The 23,240-nt window shown below is 40.6% G+C and carries 27 protein-coding genes and 1 other RNA gene; 24 read left to right on the plus strand and 4 right to left on the minus strand.

All coding sequences use genetic code 11. The annotated features are described in order from the left end of the window. Window positions 1-86: 86 nt before the first annotated feature. Genes CYP84_RS03425 through CYP84_RS03435 form a run of 3 tightly spaced genes read left to right on the plus strand, consistent with a single transcriptional unit; the run spans window position 87 to window position 2,393 of the window. On the plus strand, window positions 87-1,127 hold the full coding sequence (locus CYP84_RS03425) for an AI-2E family transporter (RefSeq protein ID WP_103636683.1): 1,041 nt from the start codon (window positions 87-89) through the stop codon (window positions 1,125-1,127). A gap of 14 nt (window positions 1,128-1,141) precedes the next feature. After that, window positions 1,142-1,513 (plus strand): HIT family protein, encoded by a 372-nt coding sequence (locus CYP84_RS03430; protein ID WP_103636684.1) that lies wholly within the window; start codon window positions 1,142-1,144, stop codon window positions 1,511-1,513. After that, complete coding sequence (locus CYP84_RS03435) at window positions 1,506-2,393, plus strand: cache domain-containing protein (RefSeq protein ID WP_103636685.1); 888 nt, start codon at window positions 1,506-1,508, stop codon at window positions 2,391-2,393. The genes CYP84_RS03430 and CYP84_RS03435 overlap by 8 nt, the downstream gene beginning before the upstream one ends. A gap of 86 nt (window positions 2,394-2,479) precedes the next feature. On the opposite strand, the gene panB is transcribed toward CYP84_RS03435, so the two are convergent. Beyond that, complete coding sequence (panB, locus tag CYP84_RS03440; RefSeq protein WP_103636686.1) at window positions 2,480-3,295, minus strand: 3-methyl-2-oxobutanoate hydroxymethyltransferase; 816 nt, start codon at window positions 3,293-3,295, stop codon at window positions 2,480-2,482. Between the two features lie 85 nt (window positions 3,296-3,380). On the opposite strand from panB, the gene CYP84_RS03445 reads away from it, so the two are divergent. The 4 genes from CYP84_RS03445 (at window position 3,381) to CYP84_RS03460 (ending at window position 5,627) form a co-directional block, all read left to right on the plus strand. Further along, window positions 3,381-3,785, plus strand: a complete 405-nt coding sequence (locus CYP84_RS03445; protein WP_004317574.1) for a hypothetical protein — start codon at window positions 3,381-3,383, stop codon at window positions 3,783-3,785. Between the two features lie 29 nt (window positions 3,786-3,814). Further along, window positions 3,815-4,173: a transfer-messenger RNA gene (gene ssrA, locus CYP84_RS03450) on the plus strand. An 87-nt stretch (window positions 4,174-4,260) separates the two neighbouring features. Continuing rightward, the gene (locus CYP84_RS03455) at window positions 4,261-5,361 is read left to right on the plus strand and encodes a WG repeat-containing protein (protein ID WP_103636687.1); all 1,101 of its coding nucleotides are present in this window, start codon (window positions 4,261-4,263) and stop codon (window positions 5,359-5,361) included. Between the two features lie 125 nt (window positions 5,362-5,486). Beyond that, complete coding sequence (locus tag CYP84_RS03460; RefSeq protein WP_180996371.1) at window positions 5,487-5,627, plus strand: hypothetical protein; 141 nt, start codon at window positions 5,487-5,489, stop codon at window positions 5,625-5,627. A gap of 55 nt (window positions 5,628-5,682) precedes the next feature. Here CYP84_RS03460 and sppA read toward each other — a convergent pair whose 3' ends face one another. Both sppA and mqnF read right to left on the minus strand, forming a co-directional pair. Next, a complete protein-coding gene (gene sppA, locus CYP84_RS03465; protein WP_103636688.1) occupies window positions 5,683-6,546 on the minus strand; it encodes a signal peptide peptidase SppA in 864 nt (287 codons plus the stop codon). Continuing rightward, the gene (mqnF, locus tag CYP84_RS03470) at window positions 6,534-7,751 is read right to left on the minus strand and encodes an aminofutalosine deaminase family hydrolase (RefSeq protein ID WP_103636689.1); all 1,218 of its coding nucleotides are present in this window, start codon (window positions 7,749-7,751) and stop codon (window positions 6,534-6,536) included. Before mqnF ends, sppA begins: the two co-directional genes overlap by 13 nt. An 84-nt stretch (window positions 7,752-7,835) precedes the next feature. Here mqnF and aroQ point away from each other — a divergent pair, with 84 nt between their 5' ends. From aroQ to mnmA, 11 genes are read left to right on the plus strand one after another with little or no spacing between them, the layout of a single operon-like run. Continuing rightward, window positions 7,836-8,315, plus strand: a complete 480-nt coding sequence (gene aroQ / locus CYP84_RS03475) for a type II 3-dehydroquinate dehydratase (protein WP_103585720.1) — start codon at window positions 7,836-7,838, stop codon at window positions 8,313-8,315. Continuing rightward, the gene (locus CYP84_RS03480; protein ID WP_103636690.1) at window positions 8,312-9,337 is read left to right on the plus strand and encodes an aminopeptidase P family protein; all 1,026 of its coding nucleotides are present in this window, start codon (window positions 8,312-8,314) and stop codon (window positions 9,335-9,337) included. Before aroQ ends, CYP84_RS03480 begins: the two co-directional genes overlap by 4 nt. After that, entirely contained in the window at window positions 9,334-9,810 is a 477-nt protein-coding gene (gene folK, locus CYP84_RS03485) for a 2-amino-4-hydroxy-6-hydroxymethyldihydropteridine diphosphokinase (protein WP_103636691.1), read from the plus strand. Before CYP84_RS03480 ends, folK begins: the two co-directional genes overlap by 4 nt. Window positions 9,811-9,819: 9 nt before the next feature. After that, window positions 9,820-11,178, plus strand: coding sequence for a flagellar biosynthesis protein FlhF (flhF, locus tag CYP84_RS03490; protein ID WP_103636692.1), 1,359 nt, complete (start codon window positions 9,820-9,822; stop codon window positions 11,176-11,178). Beyond that, a complete protein-coding gene (locus tag CYP84_RS03495) occupies window positions 11,171-12,037 on the plus strand; it encodes a P-loop NTPase (RefSeq protein ID WP_103630623.1) in 867 nt (288 codons plus the stop codon). The genes flhF and CYP84_RS03495 overlap by 8 nt, the downstream gene beginning before the upstream one ends. 13 nt (window positions 12,038-12,050) lie before the next feature. After that, window positions 12,051-12,395 (plus strand): hypothetical protein, encoded by a 345-nt coding sequence (locus CYP84_RS03500; RefSeq protein WP_012140116.1) that lies wholly within the window; start codon window positions 12,051-12,053, stop codon window positions 12,393-12,395. Beyond that, window positions 12,367-13,071 (plus strand): RNA polymerase sigma factor FliA, encoded by a 705-nt coding sequence (locus tag CYP84_RS03505; RefSeq protein ID WP_103636693.1) that lies wholly within the window; start codon window positions 12,367-12,369, stop codon window positions 13,069-13,071. Before CYP84_RS03500 ends, CYP84_RS03505 begins: the two co-directional genes overlap by 29 nt. Further along, window positions 13,071-14,174, plus strand: coding sequence for a flagellar motor switch protein FliM (gene fliM / locus CYP84_RS03510; RefSeq protein ID WP_103636694.1), 1,104 nt, complete (start codon window positions 13,071-13,073; stop codon window positions 14,172-14,174). The genes CYP84_RS03505 and fliM overlap by 1 nt, the downstream gene beginning before the upstream one ends. Further along, a complete protein-coding gene (fliY, locus tag CYP84_RS03515) occupies window positions 14,164-15,018 on the plus strand; it encodes a flagellar motor switch protein FliY (RefSeq protein WP_103636695.1) in 855 nt (284 codons plus the stop codon). The genes fliM and fliY overlap by 11 nt, the downstream gene beginning before the upstream one ends. Then, window positions 15,018-15,608 carry a TIGR00730 family Rossman fold protein gene (locus CYP84_RS03520; RefSeq protein ID WP_103636696.1) on the plus strand — a complete coding sequence of 197 codons (591 nt, stop codon included), beginning with the start codon at window positions 15,018-15,020 and terminating at the stop codon, window positions 15,606-15,608. The genes fliY and CYP84_RS03520 overlap by 1 nt, the downstream gene beginning before the upstream one ends. A 16-nt stretch (window positions 15,609-15,624) precedes the next feature. Beyond that, window positions 15,625-16,677: a tRNA 2-thiouridine(34) synthase MnmA gene (gene mnmA, locus CYP84_RS03525; RefSeq protein ID WP_258033885.1), complete on the plus strand. Its 1,053-nt coding sequence runs from the start codon at window positions 15,625-15,627 to the stop codon at window positions 16,675-16,677. Here the strand turns inward: mnmA and CYP84_RS03530 are convergent. Further along, window positions 16,664-17,026: a DUF488 domain-containing protein gene (locus CYP84_RS03530; protein ID WP_009294214.1), complete on the minus strand. Its 363-nt coding sequence runs from the start codon at window positions 17,024-17,026 to the stop codon at window positions 16,664-16,666. The genes mnmA and CYP84_RS03530 overlap by 14 nt on opposite strands. Before the next feature lie 173 nt (window positions 17,027-17,199). Here CYP84_RS03530 and CYP84_RS03535 point away from each other — a divergent pair, with 173 nt between their 5' ends. The 6 genes from CYP84_RS03535 to CYP84_RS03560 all read left to right on the plus strand — a co-directional run. Beyond that, entirely contained in the window at window positions 17,200-18,129 is a 930-nt protein-coding gene (locus CYP84_RS03535) for a ribose-phosphate pyrophosphokinase (protein WP_021084389.1), read from the plus strand. 385 nt (window positions 18,130-18,514) lie between these two features. Beyond that, entirely contained in the window at window positions 18,515-19,021 is a 507-nt protein-coding gene (locus CYP84_RS03540; protein ID WP_103636698.1) for a YqhA family protein, read from the plus strand. 92 nt (window positions 19,022-19,113) lie between these two features. Then, window positions 19,114-20,136 (plus strand): uroporphyrinogen decarboxylase, encoded by a 1,023-nt coding sequence (gene hemE / locus CYP84_RS03545; RefSeq protein WP_103636699.1) that lies wholly within the window; start codon window positions 19,114-19,116, stop codon window positions 20,134-20,136. Further along, entirely contained in the window at window positions 20,126-21,040 is a 915-nt protein-coding gene (locus CYP84_RS03550; protein WP_103636700.1) for a radical SAM protein, read from the plus strand. The genes hemE and CYP84_RS03550 overlap by 11 nt, the downstream gene beginning before the upstream one ends. Window positions 21,041-21,043: 3 nt before the next feature. Further along, window positions 21,044-21,862 carry a pyridoxamine kinase gene (locus CYP84_RS03555; protein ID WP_103636701.1) on the plus strand — a complete coding sequence of 273 codons (819 nt, stop codon included), beginning with the start codon at window positions 21,044-21,046 and terminating at the stop codon, window positions 21,860-21,862. A gap of 148 nt (window positions 21,863-22,010) precedes the next feature. Then, a partial coding sequence (locus tag CYP84_RS03560; protein WP_141089192.1) for a HAMP domain-containing protein occupies window positions 22,011-23,240 on the plus strand: 1,230 nt, incomplete at its 3' end.

Genomic DNA, 23,240 nt, shown 5'->3' on the forward strand with positions numbered 1-23,240 from the left:
ATGTAACTCATGCCACATAAAGATAATAAGTTATCTAAGTATGTAAAATAAAATCTGCTATAATTACCACATTTTAAGGGAGTGAGATGAATAATAGGCTGTTTTTTGGAATTTTTGCGTTTTGTGCTTTGGCTTTGGTTGTCTATCTTTTTAAACCATTTTTACTTGACATTTTTATCGCAGCGCTGCTTGCTGTGGCTGTTGCAAACGTGCAGATTGCATTTTTAACGCTTACTAAAAACCGCAAAACGCTCTCGTCAGGACTTACGACATTTGCGCTTTTATGCTTATTTATCGCGCCACTTCTTTACGCAGTCGTAGAGATCGCGAAATACGCAGCCGGCTTTGATATAAACAACGTCACAAAGACGATTGAATTTATCAAAAATTACGACTTTAGCCTACCAGAGTCGATAAATTTCTTAGAGCCAAAGATCAAGGAATTCATAGGCGGACTTGATATCAAGATGCTATTTTCGCAAGTCGCTGCTAATCTTGCAAATTTAGGCAAACTAAGCCTTAAATTTGGCGTTGATATGATAATCATCCTAGTCTTTTTCTTCTTTTGCAATCTTTACGGCAACGAGCTTATAAACTACCTAAAAGAGGCGCTTCCGCTTAAAAAAGAGGACACCGAGTCGATACTAAGCGAGGTTGGCAACGTGATGGGCGTCGTTTTTTACTCAACCATTGCAAATATGATAATTCAGGGCTTTTTATTTGCCATTGTCACCAGTTTTTACGGCTATGACGGCGTGCTAACTGGCATCTTTTTTAGCTTCGCTTCACTCATCCCAGTCGTTGGTGGCTTTTTGGCGTGGGCGCCTATTAGCATTTATGAGTTTGCAAATGGCAACACAGCAGCCGCTATCACGATCGCACTTTACACCATCATCGTGATCTCATTTGGCGCTGACACGTTGCTAAAGCCGCTTGTCATTAAATTTATAAACTCAAAACTAGTCAAGATACCAACAAAGATAAACGAGCTTCTCATCTTTTTTGCGATGATCGCTGGTATCACAACGTTTGGCTTCTGGGGCGTCATACTTGGACCTGCGATCGTGACATTTTTTATCTCTACGATCAAGCTTTACACGCTTTTGCGTGAGAGAAATTTCGTATAAAATAGGGGCAAAATATGATATATGAAGATAAATTTATAAGAGTTGAGCGCGAAGAAAACGAGCTTCCGTGGGTGAAAATTTTTACAGCTAAGCCCTACCGCGAGCTAAGTGATTGTGACGAAGCGAGTAGAGCTAGGCTTTTTGAGGCGATGCTGGTGGCTGAAAAGGCTATGCTTGAGTTTTATAAACCAACTAAGATAAACATCGCAAGCTTTGGAAACTACGTGCCACACGTGCATATTCACGTCATTGCGAGATTTGAAAACGATGCATTTTTCCCAGATAGCGTTTGGGCTAGCACCAAAAGAAAAAGCGAGCTTGAGCTGCCTAAATTTGATGAGTTTGCTAAATTTTTAGAAAAAAAACTAAGGCTTAGTTTTGAGTAAATACAAAAAATATTTTAATATCTATATCATTTTAGTCGTTTTTGCGCTGCTTGGTAGCCTTTTTTATTTTCTTTATAGCTCATACATGGCTGAAAAAAAGCAAAACAATATGCGCGTCTTTTTTGACTACCACGTAAAGCAGCTAAACAAAAGCATCGATGATGAGAAATTTTCATCAATGGCGATCTCGATCCTGCTTGCTCAAAATGAGTCTATACAGATGTGTTTGCTGGGTCAAAACCGCGATGAGTGCGTAAAAAACATCGAAAATTTGACCAAAACTCTTGGCGCAGCGTCGATGTATAACAACATCAAGCTTCATCTTTACGACAAAGATCTAAAAAGCTACGTAAGAAGCTGGGATCTAAACAGATATGGCGATATGATCGCTAGTGGTAGGTTTTTAGTCCAAGAGTCAAGGCGTCAAGATAGACCCATGGTTGGCATCGAGGCATGGTATGCTGGAGTGCATATAAGGGCTGTTTCAAATGTGATGCATGAGGGTAAAAACATCGGTAGCATCGAGGTTTTGCTAAACTACGACTCACTTGGAAATTTTTATAAAACGCAAGGCATAGACCTTTTCGTGCTCCTATCAAAAGATAAGATGCCAGCACACAAAAGCGCGCCGAGTGATCAAATTTTAAGGGATTATTACATCGAAAATTTGAGCAGTGCAAATTTAAATATAGTTGGAATTTTGCGTGACATAGACCTTAAAAAGTATGAATTTTACGTATATAAGACACACTATTTTTGTGTTGTGCCGCTACTTGATGCTAGCAACACGCAGATAGGCTACTACGTCCTTCATGTAAATGCCGACGAAAAAGAGCGAAATATCTCGCAAAACTATCTTGAATCAGAAGAGCTTTTTTAAATTTAAAAAGTATGCTCTAGCGCTTTGGTGTTGCTAGAGCTTTTTGCAGAGTTTTTACGGGCTACTTTTAAATTTGGAGCATAAATTTAACCCTTATACGAAAACTCTTCGCTTGGGAAAATTTTGTTTTTTACTTCGCTAGCATAGCTTTGCACGCCTTTTCGCACAAGAGCGGCTCCGTCAAGATAGCGCTTAACAAATTTTGGCTTAAAGTCCTCGAAAAAACCGAGCATATCAGACCAGACAAGCACCTGCCCATCGACGTCTGCCCCAGAGCCTATGCCCACAACTGGCACACGAACCTGTTTTGTTATCTGGCTTGCCACGTTGCTAAGCGTGCCCTCAAGCAGTATGCCAAACGCGCCAGCTTGCTCAAACGCCAAAGCCTCTTCAATTAGCCTTTTTGCCTCAAGCTCGCTTCTACCTTTTATCTTATATCCACCCTCAAATTTAAAAAATTGCGGCTTTAGTCCGATGTGAGCCATCACGTTTATACCCTCTTCGCAGAGGCGTTTTACTAAATTTACCTGATGCATGCCAACTTCAAGTTTCACCGCATCGGCATTTGTCTGCTTAAAAAATTTCATCGCATTTTTGATCGCTTGTTTTTCGTTTGTGTAGCTGCCAAATGGCATATCAGCTAAGATAAAAGTCTTTTTAGCCCCGGCACAAACGGCCTTTGTGTGATAAAGCATGGTGCTCATATCAGCACTAAGCGTGCTCTCTTTCATGTTAAAGCTCATATTTAAGCTATCGCCAACAAGGATAATGTCAGCGTAATCATCAAAAATCTTCGCAAATAGCGCATCATAGGCAGTTATCATCACGATAGGCTCGACGCCTTTTTTGTTTTTTATATCGTTTATAGTTAGTTTTTTCTTTGCGATTGTTTCATCTTTCATGGCTAAGTCCGGTAAATTTTGTGATAATGCTAACAATTTTATCAAAATTTTGCTACAATTACGCCAATTTCTTAAGGACATGAAAATGGGTATATTAAAAAGGCTTGAGGTCGATTATTCTTATGATATAGTTGAGGAGTTTCTCTCCCACTACACTTTGATGTGCGATTTACTAGAGCCTTTGATAATAAATTTAGGAAGAGCTGACAAGTATAAAGAGAGCATTTTAGAGCTTTCTAGGATCTTTCACAATATCAAATCAGCAGCAGGTTTTATGCATCTTGACCCGATCTTAAAGCTGACAACCTTGGCTGAAGAGGTCACTCAAGAGGCTAGAAGCTTAAAAGGTCCAGCAAATGATAAATTTATAGATTGGTTGCTACTTATTAGCGATCAGTTTCATAAATACAAAGGCGACGTCGAGAAAGACCTAGAGTACTTTAGCGTCCTTGAGCCAAAGATCATTGACGTACCTGCAAAGCTTGACTAAACAATCCAACTAAACCATTTCATTTTTATGGGAGCGACTTGGCTTCGACAGGAGCAGAGTGTGTACGGTGGCACGTCGCTTTGAGCAAAGCGTAAAAAGCTCAAATTAAATTTAAACGCAAACAACGTTAATTTCGCTCCTGCTTACGCTAAAGCTGCGTAAGTTCAGTTGAGCCTCGCTTTGTCTCATTCTAGCTAGGATGTAAGCGAGTAATTTAGCTAGAGTAGGCCAGCAAAGTGACTGCTTGCTAGCTGAAATTTTAGTCTTAGTCTAAATTTTGGTTTTGGAAAGTGAGCCTTTTTAGATGAAATTTTCACTTTTGCTAAGCGTGTAGAGGCTGTATGGATTTTGTTTTTGGACAGGGGTTCGATCCCCCTCGCTTCCACCATCTACTTTAAATTTCTCTTAAATTTACTTACTTTTTAAAATAATATAAACTAAAATAACACAACTCATATAAATAAAGGAGAGGGATATGTTTTGGGGATTTGATGGTGCTGGTAACTTTAACGAAGGCTTTTCTGCTGTTAAAAAAGATGGCAAATGGGGATATATAAACACCAAAGGTGAGCAGATCATAGAGTGTAAATTTGATGATACTAATTACTTTAACGAAGGCTTTGCTGCTGTTAAAAAAGATGGCAAATGGGGATATATAAACACCAAAGGTGAGCAGATCGTAGAGTGTAAATTTGATGGTGCTGGTGACTTTAGTGAAGGCTTTGCTGTTGTTTTTAAAGATGGCAAATGTGGATATATAAACACCAAAGGTGAGCAGATCGTAGAGTGTAAATTTAATTATGCTTGTTACTTTAACGAAGGCTTTGCTGCTGTTGCGAAAGATGGCAAATTGGGATATATAAACACCAAAGGTGAGCAGATCGTAGAGTGTAAATTTGATTATGCTGATAGCTTTAACGAAGGCTTTGCTGCTGTTGCAAAAGATGGCAAGTACGGATATATAAACACCAAATTTGAGCAGATTATAGAGTATGAATTTGATGATACTAATTACTTTAAAGAAGGCTTTGCTGCTGTTTTAAAAGATGACAGAGGGGGATATATAAACACCAAAGGTGAGCAGATCATAGAGTGTAAATTTGATGATACTAGTTACTTTAGCGAAGGCTTTGCTCCTGTTCAAAAAGATGGCAAATGGGGATATATAAACACCAAAGGTGAGCAGATCGTAGAGTGTAAATTTGATGATACTAGTTACTTTAACGAAGGCTTTGCTGCTGTTAAAAAAGATGGCAAATGGGGATATATAAACACCAAAGGTGAGCAGATCGTAGAGTGTAAATTTGATGGTGCTGGTAACTTTAACGAAGGCTTTTCTGCTGTTAAAAAAGATGGCAAATGGGGATATATAAACACCAAAGGTGAGCAGATCGTAGAGTATAAATTTGATGATGCTCGTGACTTTAGCGAAGGCTTTGCTGCTGTTAAAAAATATGGCAGATGGGGATATATAAACACCAAATGCGAGCAGATCATAGAGTGTAAATTTGATGATGTTGGTTATTTTACGAAGGCTTTGCTGCTGTTAAAAAAGATGGCAAGTGCGGATATATAAACACCAAAGGATACCCTGTCATTTTTGATAAAAGCAAAAATTAGATAGTGGAGGTGTTTGATAAGGCTATAGACAGGTAAAATAACACTTTCTACTTATCACGACTAGGTGATAAATTTGGACTTTTGGATGAAAACTTTAGTGTCGTTATCAAAAATAGCATTTATGGTAAATTTGAGGTGCTTCAAAGGATAAATAAAACTACTTTTTTGATAAAAATAGCAGGACGAGATCTTTTTGTAGATAGCGAAGGAAATTTCAGATAAGCTAGCTATAAAAATGCTCTGCCAGCCAGTTAAATTTAACTTGGCTGGTTTTTCATTATCTAAGCTTTGTCTCAAAAAATGCGTTAAAAAGCGAGTTTATGCCTTGCTTTGTAAATTTCTCCATTATCTTTTCGAGCTGTGGTTTTTCTTGCCAGACGGGCTCATCTACGAGGCTTATTTTTGCTAGCTCATTTTGAGCGTCTATGTAGCTGCCAAGGCTGTCTATTAGCCCCATTTTTAGGGCATTATGCGCCAAAAAGACCCTTGCGTTTGCCCACTCGTCTTTTTTATTGATGTCTAAATTTCTAGCCTCCGCCACGTCGCTTACAAAGAGCATGTAAGCGTCATTTACGAGCCCTTGCAAGCTCTCACGCTCCTGCTTGCTCCAGCTCCTCATAAAAGTGCCAGCCTCTTTAAACTCGCCAGCCTTCACCACCTGCTCGCTCACGCCTAAATTTTTGGCTAAATTTTCGATGTTTGCCCCTTGCATGATGACGCCGATCGAGCCTATGAAAGCGCCTGGGTTTGCGACGATAGTGTCGGCATTTACGCCAGCGTAGTAGCTGCCACTTGCCATGTTGCCAGCTGCGTATGCGAGCACTTTTTTACTCTCTTTTAGCCTCTTGACCGCCATGGCTAGCTCCACGCTAGGACTTAGCGCGCCTCCTGGGCTGTCGATGTAGAGCAGTACGCCTTTGATGTTGCTATCACTCCTTGCTTTTTCTAGCGCTTCTAAAATTTCGCTTGTGTCCATTATCGTGCCGGTGATGTCTATGCGGGCTAAATTTGGCTCTTTCATCTTGCCATCTGGCGCGAAAATAAAAAATAAGATGAGTAAAAATATGAGCGCCTTAAAGTAGTTATTGATAAATTTAAAAATTCCCAAAATTCCTCTAAAAATAAGCCTTAAAATTTGCAAATTTTGCCTCCGATATATAGTTTTTTAGCCTCATTTGTATGAAGTATGAGCTGAAGTATTAGCTCGCTATCATCGCACTCTAGGTCGTTATAGATTGCGATATCAGCTGCGCGTCCTGCCTTTATCTCGCCGTTATTTGTCCTAAGCGCCTTTGCGCCCCCATGCGTTGCAGCGACAAAAAGCCTGGTGGCAAGCTCGTTTAGATCAAGGCTAGCATGGGTAAAAAGGGTGGCTCGTAGTTCATGCCAAAAATTTAGGCTGATATTTGAGCTAAGGCCATCTGTGCCGATGTTTAGACTGACGTTGTTTTTGAAAATTTCTTTTAAATTTAGCGCCTTTTTGCCAAGTAGCCTGTTTGAAACGGCGCAGTGTGTCACGCTGTGATGAGGCTTAAATTTAGCAAAATCACTCACATAAATGCAGTGCGTAAAGAGAGTATTTATCTCACGAAACATCGCAAAGTAGCCCTGCGCGTCATACATCGGCTTTGGATCTTGGCTAAATCTTAAAAGATGCCTTTTAAAGCCACCGCTGCCGTGCTCTAGCCACTGCTTTTCAGCCTTGCTCTCTAAAAAGTGCGTGCTAACTAGCAAGTCATCTTTTTTGGCTATCTCAAGGGCGGCTTTAGCTAGCTTTGGGTGCACAGAGTAGGGCGAGTGCAGCGAGATGGCTGGGGTGAAATTTTGGCTTTTATAGCCCTTTGTTTTTTCAAATTTAGCTAAGAAATTTTGCAAATTTTGCTGAACCATCTGCTCGCTTGAGCCCAAAATTTCACTAAAAAGCACTACTTTTAGCGGACTAGCGGCTAAAATTTCAAGCTCCGAGCCAAAGCTAGATATCTCGCCAATGGTACAAACTCCGCTTTTTAACAGCGATTTTATAGCTTCATTCATCGCTTTTTTAGCGTCCATTTTAGCTAGCTCGCCGCCTTTATCAACGATAGAGCCAAGCCACTTTATAAAGTCGCCATATTTTAGTGTGCTAACATTTGAGCTAAACTCCAAATGAACGTGCGTATTTACGAACGCTGGGGCGATCACGCTCTCACCAAAGTCGCAAATTTTCGCATCTTTAAATTTTTTTTGCGCCTCTTTTTCGCTTGTAATTTCTAAAATTTTATCGCCCTCGATGATAACACAAGAATTTCTTAAAATTTTTGGATTTTCTCCGCCAGTGATGATCTTTTTTGCTTTTAAAATTTCCATTTATAACCTTAAATTTTTGTTATTGTAGCGAAAATTTAGGAACGAAAATGTATAATTTGGGCTATTTAATCAAAAAGGAGTGACATGGATAAGAAGCTAAAAATAATGGTTATCCAAGGCCCAAATATCAACATGCTTGGCGCTAGAGAGCCAGGAATTTACGGCGTTATGAAGATGGAGGATATCCACTCTCAAATGAAGATCGTTGCCGATCAAAATGACGTTGAGATCGAGTTTTTTCAAAGCAACCTTGAGGGCGAGCTAGTCGATAAGATCCAAGAGTGCTTGGGTGAGGCTGATGGCATCATCATAAACCCAGCCGCTTACACTCACACCTCTATCGCTATCCGTGACGCGCTAAGTGCGGTTGCACTGCCAGTTATCGAGGTGCATATCAGCAACGTTTATAGAAGAGAAGAGTTCCGCCACAAAAGCCTCATCGCACCAGTTGCAGCAGGCCAGATCGTGGGCTTTGGACCAGTTGGCTATCATTTGGCGATGATAGGCATGCTTCAAATTTTTGAGCAAATCAAAGCAGTAAGAGCAAATCAAAAAGCACAATGAATTTCATCTTAAAGGACGAAAACGCCGTATTTTACGAGTGCGGCTACAGCTGCGACAATGAGTTTTTGTTATGCGTTGATGGCGTGAAATACTTTTTCACGGACGCGAGGTATTATTTTGAGGCAAAAAGCTGCGTAAATGCAGGCGTGGTCGTTCTTTTGGCTCAGAGAAATTTAATAAACGAGGTGAGGGCATTTTTAAGAAAGATGAAGCCAAGCAGCCTCATTTTTAACCCTGATGAGCTAAGTCTAAGCGAGTTTAACGCGCTTAGCAAGGGTTTTAAGATAAATTTCAAGCCAAAGCCAAATTTCTCTAGGCTAAAGAGAATTTGCAAAAGTGAAGATGAGATAAAAATTTTAAAAAGAGCTAGCGAATTTGGAGCAAAATGCTTTGATGAATTTGCTAAATTTGTGCGTGAAAATGGCGAAGGGATGAGCGAAAAAGAGCTTCATTTCAACGCCTCGCTCATCTTTAGGCAAAAAAATGAGCTAGGCCTTAGCTTTGATCCGATCGTGGCGATAAATGAAAATGCCGCAAAGGCGCACGCGCTGCCTGGGGATAAAATTTTAAAAAGGGGTGATTTGCTGCTACTTGACGCTGGGGTTAAATTTAATCGCTACTGCTCTGATCGCACCAGAACTGCTTGCTTTGATGAAAATTTTAACTTCTCAAAGGAGCAAAAATTTAAAAACACCAAGATGCAAGAAATTTACGAGATCGTAAAAGAGGCTCAGGCTGCTGCGATAAAGGTCGCTAAAGCTGGCGTGAGGGCGTGCGAGATAGACCTTGCGGCAAGAAGCGTGATAACAAAGGCTGGATATGAAAAGGCCTTTTTTCACTCGACAGGACATGGCGTGGGTGTCGATATACACGAGCTTCCAGTCATCTCAGCAAGAAGCGAAACGCTCATAAAAGAGGGCATGGTCTTTAGTATAGAGCCTGGAATTTATCTAGAAAATGAATTTGGCGTGCGCATCGAGGACGTGGTGGTCGCAAGAGAAGGTGGGTGCGAGATCTTATGAGGCTAGCTGGAGCAAGAAAGATCGTAAAAAGCCGTTTTTGCCCTAGTTTTTTTCAAAAAAGAGATGAGTTTAAGTATGAGGCGCTAGTTGGCATGGGTGGCAACATCGGCGATAGCGCAAAGAGGTTTGATAAATTTATAAGAGCGATTACAAGTGATAGTAGGTTTCATGTAGTTGAAGTCTCGCCGATCCTGATAAATGCGGCGTTTGGCTACGAAGAGCAGGCTGATTTTAGTAACGCTGTTATAAATTTACAAACATCTATGAGCCCTAGAAATTTGCTAAAAATTTTGGGGCATTATGAGAGTAAATTTAAGCGCATGAGGACGTTTAAAAATGCGCCACGCACGCTTGATCTGGATATTTTGTATTTTAGTAAAAAAGTCTATAAGACGCCGCGCCTTATCGTCCCGCATCCAGGGGCTAGCAAGAGGCTTAGCGTGATCGTGCCACTAGGGCTTATGAGAGGTTAAAGGATATAAATGGCTACAAAATTTCATACTTTTACAGGTGAGAGCACCATCGAGGCTTTGAAAAAGGCTCAAGAAGCGTGCGGCGAGAAGGCCATACTCGTTACCACAAAGCAAATTCAAGCCAAAACGATAAACAAAAAGCCGCTTTATGAAATTTTAGTAAGCGTCGAAGAGGACGAGGTAAAGCAGCCGCCAAAGCCAAATGTAAAAGCTATAAACTATGAAAATGCCTACTCTAAATTTAGCAAAAACTACGAGCCGCCAAAGCCAAAATTTGAGATAAAAGAGGAGCCTGCTAAATTTGAAGCAAAGACAACGTCGCCTGAACCTTACGATCCAAATGAGAGCGTGCTTTTAAACATCTCAGACGTCGCAAAAGAGATAAGCGCGATCGCAAATGTCGATATGAACGAGATCAAAGAGCCAAATACAAATGGCATGAATAAAAAAATAGACGACGTAGCAAAGCAAGTAAGCGCGCTAAGCGAGAAAATAGGGCTAATAACTGACATGATCTGGGACGAAAAAGCCCCAAATCGCAACAATCTCTCGATCCCGCCAGAGTTTGCTACTATCTATAAGCTCGCAAAACAAAGCGGCATGAAGGAGGAGCATCTAGAGGCGATCATGCAAACGACGCTTGAAAATTTGCCTGTTTCTATGAAAAGCAACCCAACCGCAGTAAAAAGGTACTTCTACTCACTTTTAAGAAATATGCTACCTTGCAGAAAAGAGCTCGGTGACAAAAAACAGCGCATAATGATGCTAGTTGGCCCAACTGGAGTTGGCAAGACGACGACTCTTGCGAAGCTCGCGGCTCGTTTTGCATACGGCAACGAAAAGCGCTATAAAACGGGCATCATCACGCTTGATACGTACCGTATCGGAGCAGTCGAGCAGCTATTTCAGTACGCTAAGATGATGAAGCTACCCATCCTTGACGTCATAGAGGTCGAGGACTTTCAAAACGCTATAAAGCAGCTTAGTTACTGCGACGTGATACTAATCGACACCACTGGAAATTCGCAGTATGACAAAGAAAAGCTTGAAAGACTTGATAAATTTTTAAAGCATAGCGGTGCAAAGATCGATGTAAATTTAGTCCTCTCAGCTGGCTCAAAGGTCGAGGATCTGATAGAAATTTATAATGGATTTTCATTTTTGGAGATCGATACGCTGATAATCACCAAATTTGACGAGACCAAAATTTTTGGCAACGTCTTTTCGCTGATATATGAGACAAACACGCCAGTTAGCTACTTTAGCGTGGGTCAAGAGGTGCCTGATGATCTTGTGGAGGCAAAGAGCGAATTTTTAGTAGAGTGCGTGTTTGACGGCTTTACAAAGCAAAAGGCTAGCGATGAATAACCAAGCGCAAAAACTACAAAATTTAGTCCAGTCTCAAAATAAGGCTAAAAATACGCATTTTATAGCGATTACAAGCGGCAAAGGCGGCGTTGGCAAGAGTACGATAAGTGCAAATTTAGCAAATGTCTTGTCGCAAAATGGCTATAAAGTAGGGCTTTTTGACGCTGATATCGGCCTTGCAAACCTTGATGTGATCTTAAACGTCAAAATGGGCAAAAACCTGCTTCACGTGCTAAAAGGCGAATGCAGTTTAAAAGATATCTTGATACCTATAAATAAAAATCTCATCCTCATCCCTGGCGAGAGTGGCGATGAAATTTTGAAATTTAACAATCAATTTTTATTTGAGAGATTTTTAGATGAGGCTAGCGAGCTTGACGGGCTTGACTTTTTGATCATTGATACCGGTGCTGGCATAGGCGGCAGTACGCAGCTCTTTTTGGAAGCAGCTGATGAGGTTGTCGTGGTGACTGTGCCTGACCCTGCGGCGATAACCGATGCGTATGCGGTCATAAAGATCGTCTCAAGATTTAAAAATAGCGAGCTTTTGCTTTTAAATATGGTAAAAAACGAGGCTGAGGCCACTAGAATTTATGAAAATGTAAAGCGAGTCGCAAATGCAAATATCGGACCAAGCTTAAATTTAGAGCTAATTGGCTACGTCGCTTCTGATAAGAGCGTGGCTAGGAGCATAAAGCAAAGGACACTCTTTACAGATGACGAAGCTTACGGCTCTGCTAGCGTGCAGATCAAGCAGATTGCTTCGAATTTGCTTTATAGGTTGGAACGAAAAGTGCTTAAAGATGAGCAAAGTAGGAGCTTTGGGGGCTTCTTTAAGCGTTTGATAGAACAATTTTAATGGAGATTGAGCTTTGCGTGCAGAAAATTTTATAGCATTTTTTACGGTTTGTGGATTTTTCATAGGCATAGTTTTTACCTTGCTAAAGGTGAGCGAGCCTATCGAAATGCTCGTTTATACGCTAGTTATTACCTTATTTTTTTACCTTATAATTCACATCGTGATAATGAACTACGTCGATGTAAAAAGGACTTTGAAGAAATTTTTTGACAAGCAAAGACATGAGGAGATCGCGGACTATCTCATCTCTGAGCTAAACGTTAGGGAAAAACGGATGGAAAATATCATGCTAAAAGTAACCACCGAAAATTTAGACTCTGGTAAGCAAAATGTACGAACTAAAGCAAAAGCAGCTTAACGCTTATAAAAGCGCCATTAAAAAAGAGCAAGACGAGATCGTCTTAAAATACATGCCAGCTCTTCGCGCGATGGCGTTTAGGCTAAAGGAGCGCTTGCCTTCAAGCATCGACGTAAACGACCTCATAAGCGTTGGCGTTGAAGAGATGATAAAGCTTAGCAGGAAGTATGACAAAGAGCAAAACGACTCATTTTGGGGATATGGCAAAAAGAGAATTTATGGCTCGATGCTTGACTACCTAAGAGCGCTTGATGTCGTTAGTAGAAGCGACAGAAAGCTAGTAAAGAGCATAAATACCGAGATAGATAACTACTTTAACACGCACGAAGAAGAGCCAAGCGACGAGTATCTGGCTGAAAAACTAAATGAAGATATCGAAAAGATAAGAGAGGCAAGGGGCGTTAGCGGTATCATCACCATTTTGCCGATCGATGAACAAATGGAGCTAATCGGTCAAAGCGATGTTGAAAAAAGCGTAGAAAAAGAGGATCTTATCTTAAAGATCGAAAGTGCGCTAAAAGACTTTGACGAGCGCGATCAGATGATAGTTCAGCTTTACTACTATGAAGAGCTAAATTTAAAAGAGATCAGCGAGATAATGAACATCAGCGAGAGTAGAATTTCACAAATTCATAAACGTTTGCTTGATCGCATCAGACGCAGCTTGGGGGTTTAATGGCTGATATTTTAAGTCAAGAAGAGATAGATGCGCTACTTGAAGTCGTCGATGAAGACGGCGATACGAGCAATATCGAGATAGAAGAGAGCCCACAAGGCGAGCAAAAACAGATCATTATCTATGACTTCAAGCGCCCAAACCGCGTTAGTAAAGAGCAACTCCGCGCGATAAAAGGTATCCACGACAAGCTTGCTAGAAACCTAGCTAGTCAAATTTCAAGTGTCATGAGAAGTATCGTCGAGCTTAGACTTCACAGCGTAGATCAGATGACATACGGCGAGTTTTTGATGAGTTTGCCAAGCCCAACTAGCTTTAACGTCTTTTCGATAAAGCCACTTGATGGAAACTGCATCTTAGAGATAAATCCAAGCATAGCATTTCCTATGATAGACCGCTTACTTGGCGGAACTGGTGAAAATTTCGAGGCAAACAGAGAGCTAACTGACATCGAGGTAAATTTACTTGATGCGGTGCTTAGGATGATCATGCAGCGCCTAAAAGAGAGCTGGTCGATGATAACTGATATGTATCCAAACGTCGAGGCAAAAGAGAGCAGTCCAAACGTCGTTCAGATCGTATCTCAAAACGAGATCGTCATCATGGTTGTCATGGAGATCATCGTTGGTGGCTCAAGCGGCATGATAAATTTATGCTATCCAGTCATCTACCTAGAGCCGATCCTTTCGCGCCTTGCGAACAGGGACATCATGCTTGGCGAAACTAGCGCTAAAAAGAGTAGAAACAAAGAGCTAAAAACGCTAATAGGCCGTGCTGAGGTGCTTTATGAGGCGATCCTTGGTAAATCAATAGTTAGCGTAAATGAATTTTTAAATTTAAAAGAGGGCGATATCTTAAGGCTTGATAGGGGCGCTGATGATAAGGCGATCGTTTGCATCGATAAAAAAGAGGTATTTTTGGCTGAAGTTGGGCTTCATAGATTTAGAAAGTCTATCAAGATCGAGCAGCTAATCCGCTCTGACAAAGACGAGATCAAACACATCCTAGAAAAATACGAAGAAGAGCGAAAAGCAAAACTAATGGCATACGACGAGGCCAACGAACACAACAACGAAGAAGAGAGCGAAAATAATGACGAATGAATTTTTTAACATCTTTTCAAATGAGTTAAAAGCGACCATCGAAGGGCTAACTGGCAGAGCGCCAGAGATCGGCGAGAGAAATGAATTTGACGCACCAGCGCAAAATGGCATAAAACCGCCAGTTGTCATGGCTAGCGTGACATTAAGTGGCGACATCAATGCAAAAGCTGAGATCGCCTGCACGCCGGTGCTTATAAGCGCAGTTAGCGAGTGGATGATGGGCGAAGAGGAAATTTCAAAAAATGAAAATCTCGGTAGCGATGAGCTTGACGCTGCAAAAGAGATATTTTCAAACCTTTTTAGCGCATTTAGCACCTCTCTTGGAGCGCAAAAGGGCATGCCAAAGATCAGCTTTGAGGTGATAAATGTAAATTTCTTAGATGAAAACTCATCGCTTGATTTTAGCGTTTTTGAAAAGCTTTTTTTGTTTAACATAAAGATCGAGGATCTAAATGAGCATGTGGCTTTTGTCTGCGATCATACGCTTATGAGATTTTTTGAGCCTGCTAAAAGCGAGCCAGCAGATGCTGCAAAAGCCACAGCCGCTCCTCATGCACTAAAGGGCGAATTTAGCGCAGAAGAGATGAGAAATATCGGCCTTATCATGGACGTAAGGCTACCAATGCGTGTTCGTATCGGCTCAAAAAGGATGCTCTTAAAAGATGTGCTCACTATGGATATAGGCTCAGTCATCGAGCTAAATCAGCTCGCAAACGACCCGCTTGAAATTTTGATAGGAGATAAGGTGATAGCACTTGGCGAAGTTGTCATAATAGACGGAAACTTTGGCATCCAGATCACACAGATAGGCTCGAAACGCGAGAGGCTTCAGCAGTTAAAATAATGAATGAATTAGTAAATGATCTCTTAAAATTTCCAAGCGTTTTAAAGTATAAAAACAAAAATGTAACCTTCTTTGGCTCGGCTAGATTTGATGAAGAAAATTTCTACTGCAAAAAGGCATACGAGCTAGCTTACAAGCTAAATGAGCTAGGTTTTGCTATCTTAACTGGCGGTGGGGACGGCATAATGAGAGCGGCAAACAAGGGTGCATTTGACAGCGCAAAGTCCCCTAGCGTCGCACTAAACGTGAGGCTTCCATTTGAGCAAAATACAAATCCATACGTCACCGCAAAATATCTCTTTTCAAATTTAAGCCCAAGAAAATTTGCCCTAACTGATAGCTCTATCGCATTTGTCGTCTTTCCTGGCGGCTTTGGCACACTTGATGAGCTGTTTGAAATTTTGGTGCTAGCTCATGTTGGTAGCAAAAAAGTGAAAATTTTTCTTTATGGATGCGAGTTTTGGCAAGGGCTTGATGAGTTTATACGAAAGACGCTGATCCCTCAAAAAACGATAAACGAAGAAGATCTAAGCTTATATAAAATCACCGATGATATAGAGCTTATCGTAAGCGAAATTTTGGCTATTTAAAAATAAGATATAAAATATCGCCTTTAAATTTAAAAAAGGTAAAAATATGAAAGTAATGGTTGCAATGAGCGGCGGCGTAGATAGCACGATGACGGCTAAATTTCTGCAAGAGGCTGGACATGAGGTGCAAGGCTGCTACATGATGCTTCATCAAAAGCCAGGATACCACGAAGAAAACATCAGAAAAGTCAAAAAAGTTGGCGAATATCTTGGTATCAAGGTGCATATCCTCGATCTACAGGATAAATTTAACGAATATGTCTATGACCCATTTGTCAGGCTCTACAAAGAGGGCAAAACGCCCAATCCTTGCGCCTTGTGTAATAAATTTATAAAGCTTGGAGCGCTACTTGACTTTGCAAAGGCAAGTAGCTGCGAGAAGCTTGCTACTGGGCACTACGTGCAGGTGGTTGATGGTTTTATAACCTGCGCCAAGGATCCTAGTAAGGATCAAAGCTACTTTTTAGCTCAGGTACCAAAAGAGGTGCTAAAAGATGTCATTTTCCCACTTGGAGACAAATTTAAAAAAGATATAAAAGAGCTAGCAAGAGGCGTAAAAGTGCTTGAAGAGTTTGCTACTCAGGCTGAAAGTAGTGAAATTTGCTTTGTGGAAAATACCTACATCGAGGTTTTAAACAAGCACTACAACACAAATTTACCAGGCAATGTGGTGGGTAAAGACGGCAATATCATCGGCCGCCACCAAGGCTACATGCACTACACTATCGGCAAACGCCGTGGTTTTGAGGTTTTTGGTGCTCATGAGCCACACTTTGTCATCAAGATAAATGCCGAAAAAAACGAGATCGTTGTCGGCACGAAGGACGACCTTGCTCAAAAGGTGGTCGAGCTTGAAAATGTAAATTTATTTATAGATGAAGATAAATTTGAGTGCGAAACAAAGATAAGATATAGAAGCCCTAAACTTGAGGCTTTTGCTGAGGTTGATAAAGCTAGCAAAACTGCAAAACTAACGCTAAATCAAAACGCACTTGGCGTCGCACAAGGTCAGCTTTGCGTGATGTATGAGGGTGAGCGCGTCATCGCAAGTGGCTTTATAAAGAACTAAGCGCCTCTTTTATCACCTTGACGTGGCTAAATTCTGGCTCCTTGACAGCAGTTAGAAGCGCCACGTTTTTATACTCTTTTTCTAGCTTTTTAAGCTCTTTTAGCCCCTCTTGCTCCTCTTTGCCATTTAGCTCTTGCCTGAATCTTTTGCAAAACTCATCAAACCTAGCCTCCTTATCCTCATGAAACCATGACCTTAGCTCGTTTGATGGAGTGACTGATTTTAGCCAAATGAAGCTAGAAAAGATCTCTTTTTTCACACCTCTAGGATATAGTCTATCGATAAAGACACCTTTAAAACTCTCGTCGTCGCTTTTAATAAAGTCGTAAATTCTACATATCTTAAACATGTTTGTTATCTTAGTCCTTATAAATTTATAAATATAAAATAGTTTAAAAATTTGGTGTAAATTTTGCCTTTTGGAGTATAAAATTTGGCTAAAAATAGTGGGTAAATAAATTTAAATTTAAAGCTCATTTTGATAAAATCCCAACATAAAAATCACTAAAAAAGGTTACTATTATGAGAGGCTATAAAATTTTCTCAGGCACCGCAAATATCGAGCTTTCGAAGAAAATTTCGCAATATTTGTCGCTTCCGCTCAGTGAAGCTAGCATAAAAAGATTTAGCGATGGTGAGATCAGCGTGCAAATCGGCGAAAGCGTGCGTGGGAAAGATGTTTTTGTCATCCAGCCAACATGTGCCCCAGCAAATATAAATTTAATGGAGCTTCTTATCTTAACTGACGCTTTAAAACGCAGCAGCGCAAGCTCTATAACAGCGATCGTGCCGTATTTTGGCTATGCTAGACAAGACAGAAAAGCAGCTCCTAGAGTGCCTATCACTGCAAAACTTGTGGCAAATATGATGCAAACAGCAGGCATCGACAGGGTCGTTACGATGGACCTTCATGCAGGGCAAATTCAAGGATTTTTCGATATCCCAGTAGATAACCTTTATGGAAGCATCGTTTTTAACGACTACGTAAAAGCTAAAAATTTACCAAATCCAGTCGTTGCAAGCCCAGATGTAGGCGGCGTGGCACGTGCTAGAGCCTTGGCAAAAAATCTAAATTTATTAGATATGGTCATCGTTGATAAACGCCGCGAGAAAGCAAACGAGAGCGAAGTGATGAATGTGATCGGCGATGTAAAAGGTAAAGATGTGATCTTGGTTGATGATATGATCGACACCGCTGGCACCATCGTAAAAGCAGCTGAGATTTTCAAAGAGCGTGGTGCAACTAGCGTAATGGCGTTTTGCACGCACCCAGTGCTTAGCGGACCAGCCTATGATAGGCTAAAACTTGGCTTTTTAGACGAGCTAGTTGTGACTGATACGATCCCATTAAAAGAAGAACTCCCTTGTATAAAAGTGCTAAGCACAGCTTCACTTTTTGGCGAAGTGATACGCCGTGTTTATCACAACGAAAGCGTAAATAGCTTGTTTTAGTAACCCTTGCAGGCTAAAGCGTTAGCCTGCTAAATTTATCCGTTTTGGGTGATTAATATTTATCTTTTGGGTTAAATTTCTAGCCCAAAAGACTTAAATGCCTGCTTGTAACTAGCCTAAATTTAAAGCCAAATAAATACGAACTACAATGAAACATCACCACTAAATTTCTATACGCTAGCCACTAAAATTTAAATAAATCGTAATTAAGGTGCAGTGCTGATCAGGTCCGCGTTAGAGCTGCGACAAATGCCGTCAGGATCGCATAAAAATGGACCTAGATGCAAGAGTAGTTTGCATTAAAATTAATTGCGATTTTGCACCTAAATTTTAAGGAAAAAACTATAAAATACCCCCTTTTTAAATTTCACAAAAAGGGTTTTTATTGCGTAAAATATTCGAGAGAATTTTGCTTGCAAGCAACAGTTTCACGCTTTTTCCAGTAGTCTTTGGACTTTTAGGTGCGATCGTGCTTTTCATCATCGCAAGTTATGATGTTGGTAAGGTGCTTTTAGAGGTTTATAAATATTTCTTTACTGCAGATTTTCACGTTGAAAATTTCCACTCAGAAGTCGTTGGAGAGATAGTTGGAGCGATCGATCTATACTTGATGGCACTTGTTCTTTATATATTTAGCTTCGGAATTTACGAGCTTTTCATCTCAGAGATCACACAGCTAAAGCAGTCAAAGCAAAGCAAAGTGCTTGAAGTGCATTCACTTGATGAGCTAAAAGACAAGCTTGGCAAAGTGATCGTCATGGTTTTAATAGTAAATTTCTTCCAAAGAGTGCTTCACGCAAACTTCACAACTCCGCTTGAGATGGCCTATCTTGCGGCTTCTATCCTAGCGCTTTGTCTTGGGCTTTACTTCCTTCACAAGGGAGATCACTAAAATTTTAAGCGTTTTTACGCTTAAAATTTCTCATACATCTTTTCTTTAGCTATTTTTAGATAATATCCATTTAAAAATTTAAAGGAAATTTGATGATTTTCATAGACGCTTGCCTTAAAAAACCGACCCCATATACGCCTGTTTGGATGATGCGCCAAGCTGGTAGATATCTGCCAGAGTATATGGCTGTAAGAGCTAAAGCAGGGGACTTTTTATCACTTTGTAAAGACTATAAAAAGGCTAGCGAGGTCACGCTTCAGCCAGTTGAAATCCTAGGCGTTGATGCGGCGATTTTGTTTAGCGATATCCTTGTCGTGCCTCTTGAAATGGGCATGGATTTGCGCTTTGAAAAGGGCGAGGGACCAGTTTTTACAAAGCCTTTGCGTGATGAGGCCGCACTCGATGCGCTTAGTATCGAAAGATCGGTTAAAGGCTTAGCATACGTCTATGACACGATCAAGCTTACAAGAGAAAATTTAGCCAAAGATAAGGCGCTCATTGGCTTTTGTGGCGCACCTTGGACGATAGCTACATATATGATAGAGGGCGGTGGCAGCAAAAACTATGCGGTCTGCAAAAAAATGCTCTATCAAAATCCAGAATTTTTACATCAAATTTTAGAAAAAGTGACGCAAGCGCTCATCCTTTACGTCAAAGAGCAGATAAAAGCTGGCGTAAATGCCGTGCAAATTTTTGACAGCTGGGCGGCTGCGCTTGAGGAGCAGGCATATTTTGAGTTTGGATTTAACTACATAAACAAGATAGTTGATAGCGTCAAGGCTGAGTTTCCAGATATCCCAGTCATCGTTTTTCCAAAAGGTATAAGCGGATATCTGGATAAAATTTCAGGAAATTTTGACGTTTTTGGCGTCGACTGGAGCACGCCGATCGAGCTAGCAAAAGAAAAACTTAGCCCAAGATACGTCCTTCAGGGCAATATGGAGCCAACAAGGCTATATAGCAAAAAGGCGATCGATGAGGGTGTGGATAAAATTTTAAGCACGATGAAAGGCGCACCGCACATTTTCAACCTTGGTCACGGGATATTGCCAGATGTGCCAGTTGAAAATGCAAAATATTTCATAAAAGAGGTTCAAAGAAAAAGTGCAAGATAGCACTCCAGTCTTTGGGCCGATAAATTCGCGCCGTTTTGGCATGAGCCTTGGCATCGATCTAAGTCCAAAGCAAAAATCATGCAATTTTGACTGCGTTTATTGCGAGCTAAAGGGTGCAAAGCCAGTTGAAGAGATAGAAAATCCACCAAGCGTTAATGAAATCATAAGCGCTTTAAAAGAAGCATTAAAAGCTCATCAAAACATCGATGTCATCACGCTTACAGCAAATGGCGAGCCAACTCTTTATCCGCACTTAAAAGAGCTGGTGGCAAAAGTAAATGAGATAAAAGGCAAGGCAAAAACTCTCATCCTAAGCAACGGCTCAGGCGCGAGAGATCAAAAAATTTGTGAAGCCTTGCAAGAGCTTGATATAGTTAAATTCAGCCTTGATAGTGCCGTGCAAAGCACATTTAAAAAGATAGACCGCAACAAAAGTGGCATAGAAGTTGGTGAGCTTGTAAAGGCAATGGCTAAATTTCGCAAGGAATTTAATGGCGAGCTTGTGCTTGAAATTTTGGTCGTGGCTGGATTTAACGACAAAGAAGAGGAATTTATAGCGCTTAATGAGGCTATAAATGAGATAGCTCCGCACCGAGTGGATGTGGGCACGATAGATCGCCCGCCAGCTTACAACGTAAAAGGCGTTGATGCTAGTAGGCTTGAAGAGCTTGCAAACAAGATAAACGGCGTGCCAGTCGCCATAGCTAGGGCTCACAAGATAGAGCAAAAGTATGAATTTAGCAAGAGTGAAATTTTAGCCATGCTAGAGCGCCGTCCGCAAACTATGGCAAATGTCGAAGAAAATTTCTCAGAGCACTCAAAGCAAATTTTAAACAGCCTTTTGCAAGACGGCGTGGTTTATCAAACTGACGTTGCTGGCGTTAAATTTTATAAATTAAGATGATATATGAAGCGAATTTTAACTATACAAGACATCTCGTGCGTGGGCAAATGCTCGCTCACCGTTGCACTTCCCATAATCAGCGCCCAAGGCATCGAGGCGTGCATCTTGCCAACGGCACTGCTCTCAACTCACACTGGCTTTAAAAATTTCACTTTTCGTGATCTAACTGATGAATTTGACGCTATAACGCAGATTTGGCACAAAGAGGACATCAGCTTTGATGGAATTTACACTGGATTTTTAGGTAGTTTTAGGCAGCTTGAGCTTATAGAGAAGGTCTTTGCTGAGTTTGATAGCGGCTCTTTGCTAAGGCTTGTGGATCCTTGTATGGGCGATAATGGCAAGCTCTATCACGGCTTTGATAAGAAATTTGTAGCAAAGATGAGAGAGCTTTGCACAAAGGCACACGTCATCACGCCAAACATAACTGAGGCAAGTTTTATGTGTGAAAAGTCATTTTTAAGCGATAGATACGGTGAGGATTACATTTTGGAGCTGCTTGAGGGCTTAGCTAGTTTTGGTGCGCAAAAGATCGTTTTAAAGGGCATTAGGTATAGGCAAAATGAGTGTGGTATCATAGCTTATGACGCAAAGACGAAAGAAAAAGTGGAGTATTTTCACGAGTATTTGCCCTTTCACGCAAGCGGCACCGGAGATATATTCGCTTCAGTGCTTTTTGGCTCGCTGATAAATGACGAAAGCATGCAAAATGCTATCAAAAAGGCAGCAAATTTTGTGCTTGAGAGCATCAAGACCTCGCTAAAAGATAATAATCGCACAAAATATGGCGTGCAGTTTGAAAAGTTGCTTAAAAATTTTTAGCACTTTATGGCATGGAGTGATTTAAATTTGTGTCATTATAACACCTCAAAGTGACATAGTTAAAACAAAATTTCATATTTATTTAAATTAATTTTACTTTTATATAAAAAGTTGAATAATTACGCAAATATTGATCAAGGAGTGATTTATGAAGTCTTTAAGGATTAAAATTTCTGTTATTTTGACAGCTGTGATCGTGCTGCTACTAATCGGCGTTAGCCTCATTAGTTACAACATAGCTCGCAACCTATATACAGAAAAAGTTGTGAAAGATGAGCTACCACTAGCCGTCTCTAACGTTGCAGGTGAGATCGGCTATGCCATAGACAAGATCATCAACACCTCTTATCAGATGACTAAAAACGACTATCTTCTCAAGTGGATCGATGAGGGCGAGCCAAAGGACGGATTGGCGACGCTTTTTAACTATAATACCGACCTTATGAAGGCGTTTAACCTCTCAACGGCGATGTTTGTCTCTGATAAAACTCTAAACTACTACACAAACGACAAAATTTTAAAACAGCTTAGCAAGGACAATCCACGCGATAGCTGGTACTTTGACGTTAAAAATGGCAAAGAGATAAATTCTCTAAACATCCAAGTCTCAGAAGCCACTGGCTCGCTAACACTTTATGTAAATAGCAAGGTTGAAAAAGACGGCAAATTTTATGGCGTCAGCGCGATAGGCATGAACCTTGATGACATCGTAAATTTAGTCACTTCAAAAACCATGGGCGAGGGCAGTAAATTCTTAATGGTTGATTCAAGTGGTATCGTAAAGATAGAAAAGAGCGACCGGGTCGGCAAAGTAAATGTAAAAGATGTCCTTGGCAAAGAGAAATTTGATGTCTTGATGAATAAAAATGGCGGCGTCATCCGTCACTTTAACGGCACGAGAAATTTGATAATTGGCTCAAAATATATCCCAAGCCTTGATTGGTACCTATTTGGCGAGATGGACGAGGATGTACTTTTAAAAGATTTGCATACGCTATTTTACTCAGCTATCGGCGTTATCTTAGCAGCGATCATCATCTCTGTGATAGTTTCACTTCTAATGTCTTCTTACCTCCTAAAAATCATCCTCAAACTAAAAACAGGCCTGCTATCTTTCTTTGATCTACTAAATCACAAGACAAACAAAGCCCAGCCTATAGAGATAACATCTAAAGATGAATTTGGTCAAATGGCAGAGCTAATAAACAAAAACACAAAGGCCATTGAAGATGGCATGAAAGATCAAAGTATCTTCATCCAAAAAGCCAACACCTTTGTAAATGAGATAAAAGATGGCAACTATGAAGCAAGCTTAGAAGCAGATACTAATAACCCAGCTCTAAATCAACTAAAAAGCACATTTAAAGATCTACAACTT

It is taken from the genome of Campylobacter concisus (genome assembly GCF_002912425.1).
Taxonomy (GTDB): Bacteria; Campylobacterota; Campylobacteria; order Campylobacterales; family Campylobacteraceae; genus Campylobacter_A; species Campylobacter_A concisus_AH.

What these genes read in the sequence shown, in the direction of transcription:
- CYP84_RS03480 (WP_103636690.1), top strand. Translation starts at nt 8,312, where the DNA reads ATGAATTTCATCTTAAAGGACGAAAACGCCGTATTTTACGAGTGCGGC.
- fliM (WP_103636694.1), top strand. Translation starts at nt 13,071, where the DNA reads ATGGCTGATATTTTAAGTCAAGAAGAGATAGATGCGCTACTTGAAGTC.
- CYP84_RS03555 (WP_103636701.1), top strand. Translation starts at nt 21,044, where the DNA reads ATGAAGCGAATTTTAACTATACAAGACATCTCGTGCGTGGGCAAATGC.
- CYP84_RS03445 (WP_004317574.1), top strand. Translation starts at nt 3,381, where the DNA reads ATGGGTATATTAAAAAGGCTTGAGGTCGATTATTCTTATGATATAGTT.
- CYP84_RS03535 (WP_021084389.1), top strand. Translation starts at nt 17,200, where the DNA reads ATGAGAGGCTATAAAATTTTCTCAGGCACCGCAAATATCGAGCTTTCG.
- fliY (WP_103636695.1), top strand. Translation starts at nt 14,164, where the DNA reads ATGACGAATGAATTTTTTAACATCTTTTCAAATGAGTTAAAAGCGACC.
- mqnF (WP_103636689.1), bottom strand. Translation starts at nt 7,751, where the DNA reads ATGGAAATTTTAAAAGCAAAAAAGATCATCACTGGCGGAGAAAATCCA.
- folK (WP_103636691.1), top strand. Translation starts at nt 9,334, where the DNA reads ATGAGGCTAGCTGGAGCAAGAAAGATCGTAAAAAGCCGTTTTTGCCCT.
- CYP84_RS03505 (WP_103636693.1), top strand. Translation starts at nt 12,367, where the DNA reads ATGTACGAACTAAAGCAAAAGCAGCTTAACGCTTATAAAAGCGCCATT.
- CYP84_RS03425 (WP_103636683.1), top strand. Translation starts at nt 87, where the DNA reads ATGAATAATAGGCTGTTTTTTGGAATTTTTGCGTTTTGTGCTTTGGCT.
- CYP84_RS03430 (WP_103636684.1), top strand. Translation starts at nt 1,142, where the DNA reads ATGATATATGAAGATAAATTTATAAGAGTTGAGCGCGAAGAAAACGAG.
- CYP84_RS03530 (WP_009294214.1), bottom strand. Translation starts at nt 17,026, where the DNA reads ATGTTTAAGATATGTAGAATTTACGACTTTATTAAAAGCGACGACGAG.
- panB (WP_103636686.1), bottom strand. Translation starts at nt 3,295, where the DNA reads ATGAAAGATGAAACAATCGCAAAGAAAAAACTAACTATAAACGATATA.
- aroQ (WP_103585720.1), top strand. Translation starts at nt 7,836, where the DNA reads ATGGATAAGAAGCTAAAAATAATGGTTATCCAAGGCCCAAATATCAAC.
- CYP84_RS03520 (WP_103636696.1), top strand. Translation starts at nt 15,018, where the DNA reads ATGAATGAATTAGTAAATGATCTCTTAAAATTTCCAAGCGTTTTAAAG.
- CYP84_RS03455 (WP_103636687.1), top strand. Translation starts at nt 4,261, where the DNA reads ATGTTTTGGGGATTTGATGGTGCTGGTAACTTTAACGAAGGCTTTTCT.
- flhF (WP_103636692.1), top strand. Translation starts at nt 9,820, where the DNA reads ATGGCTACAAAATTTCATACTTTTACAGGTGAGAGCACCATCGAGGCT.
- CYP84_RS03495 (WP_103630623.1), top strand. Translation starts at nt 11,171, where the DNA reads ATGAATAACCAAGCGCAAAAACTACAAAATTTAGTCCAGTCTCAAAAT.
- hemE (WP_103636699.1), top strand. Translation starts at nt 19,114, where the DNA reads ATGATTTTCATAGACGCTTGCCTTAAAAAACCGACCCCATATACGCCT.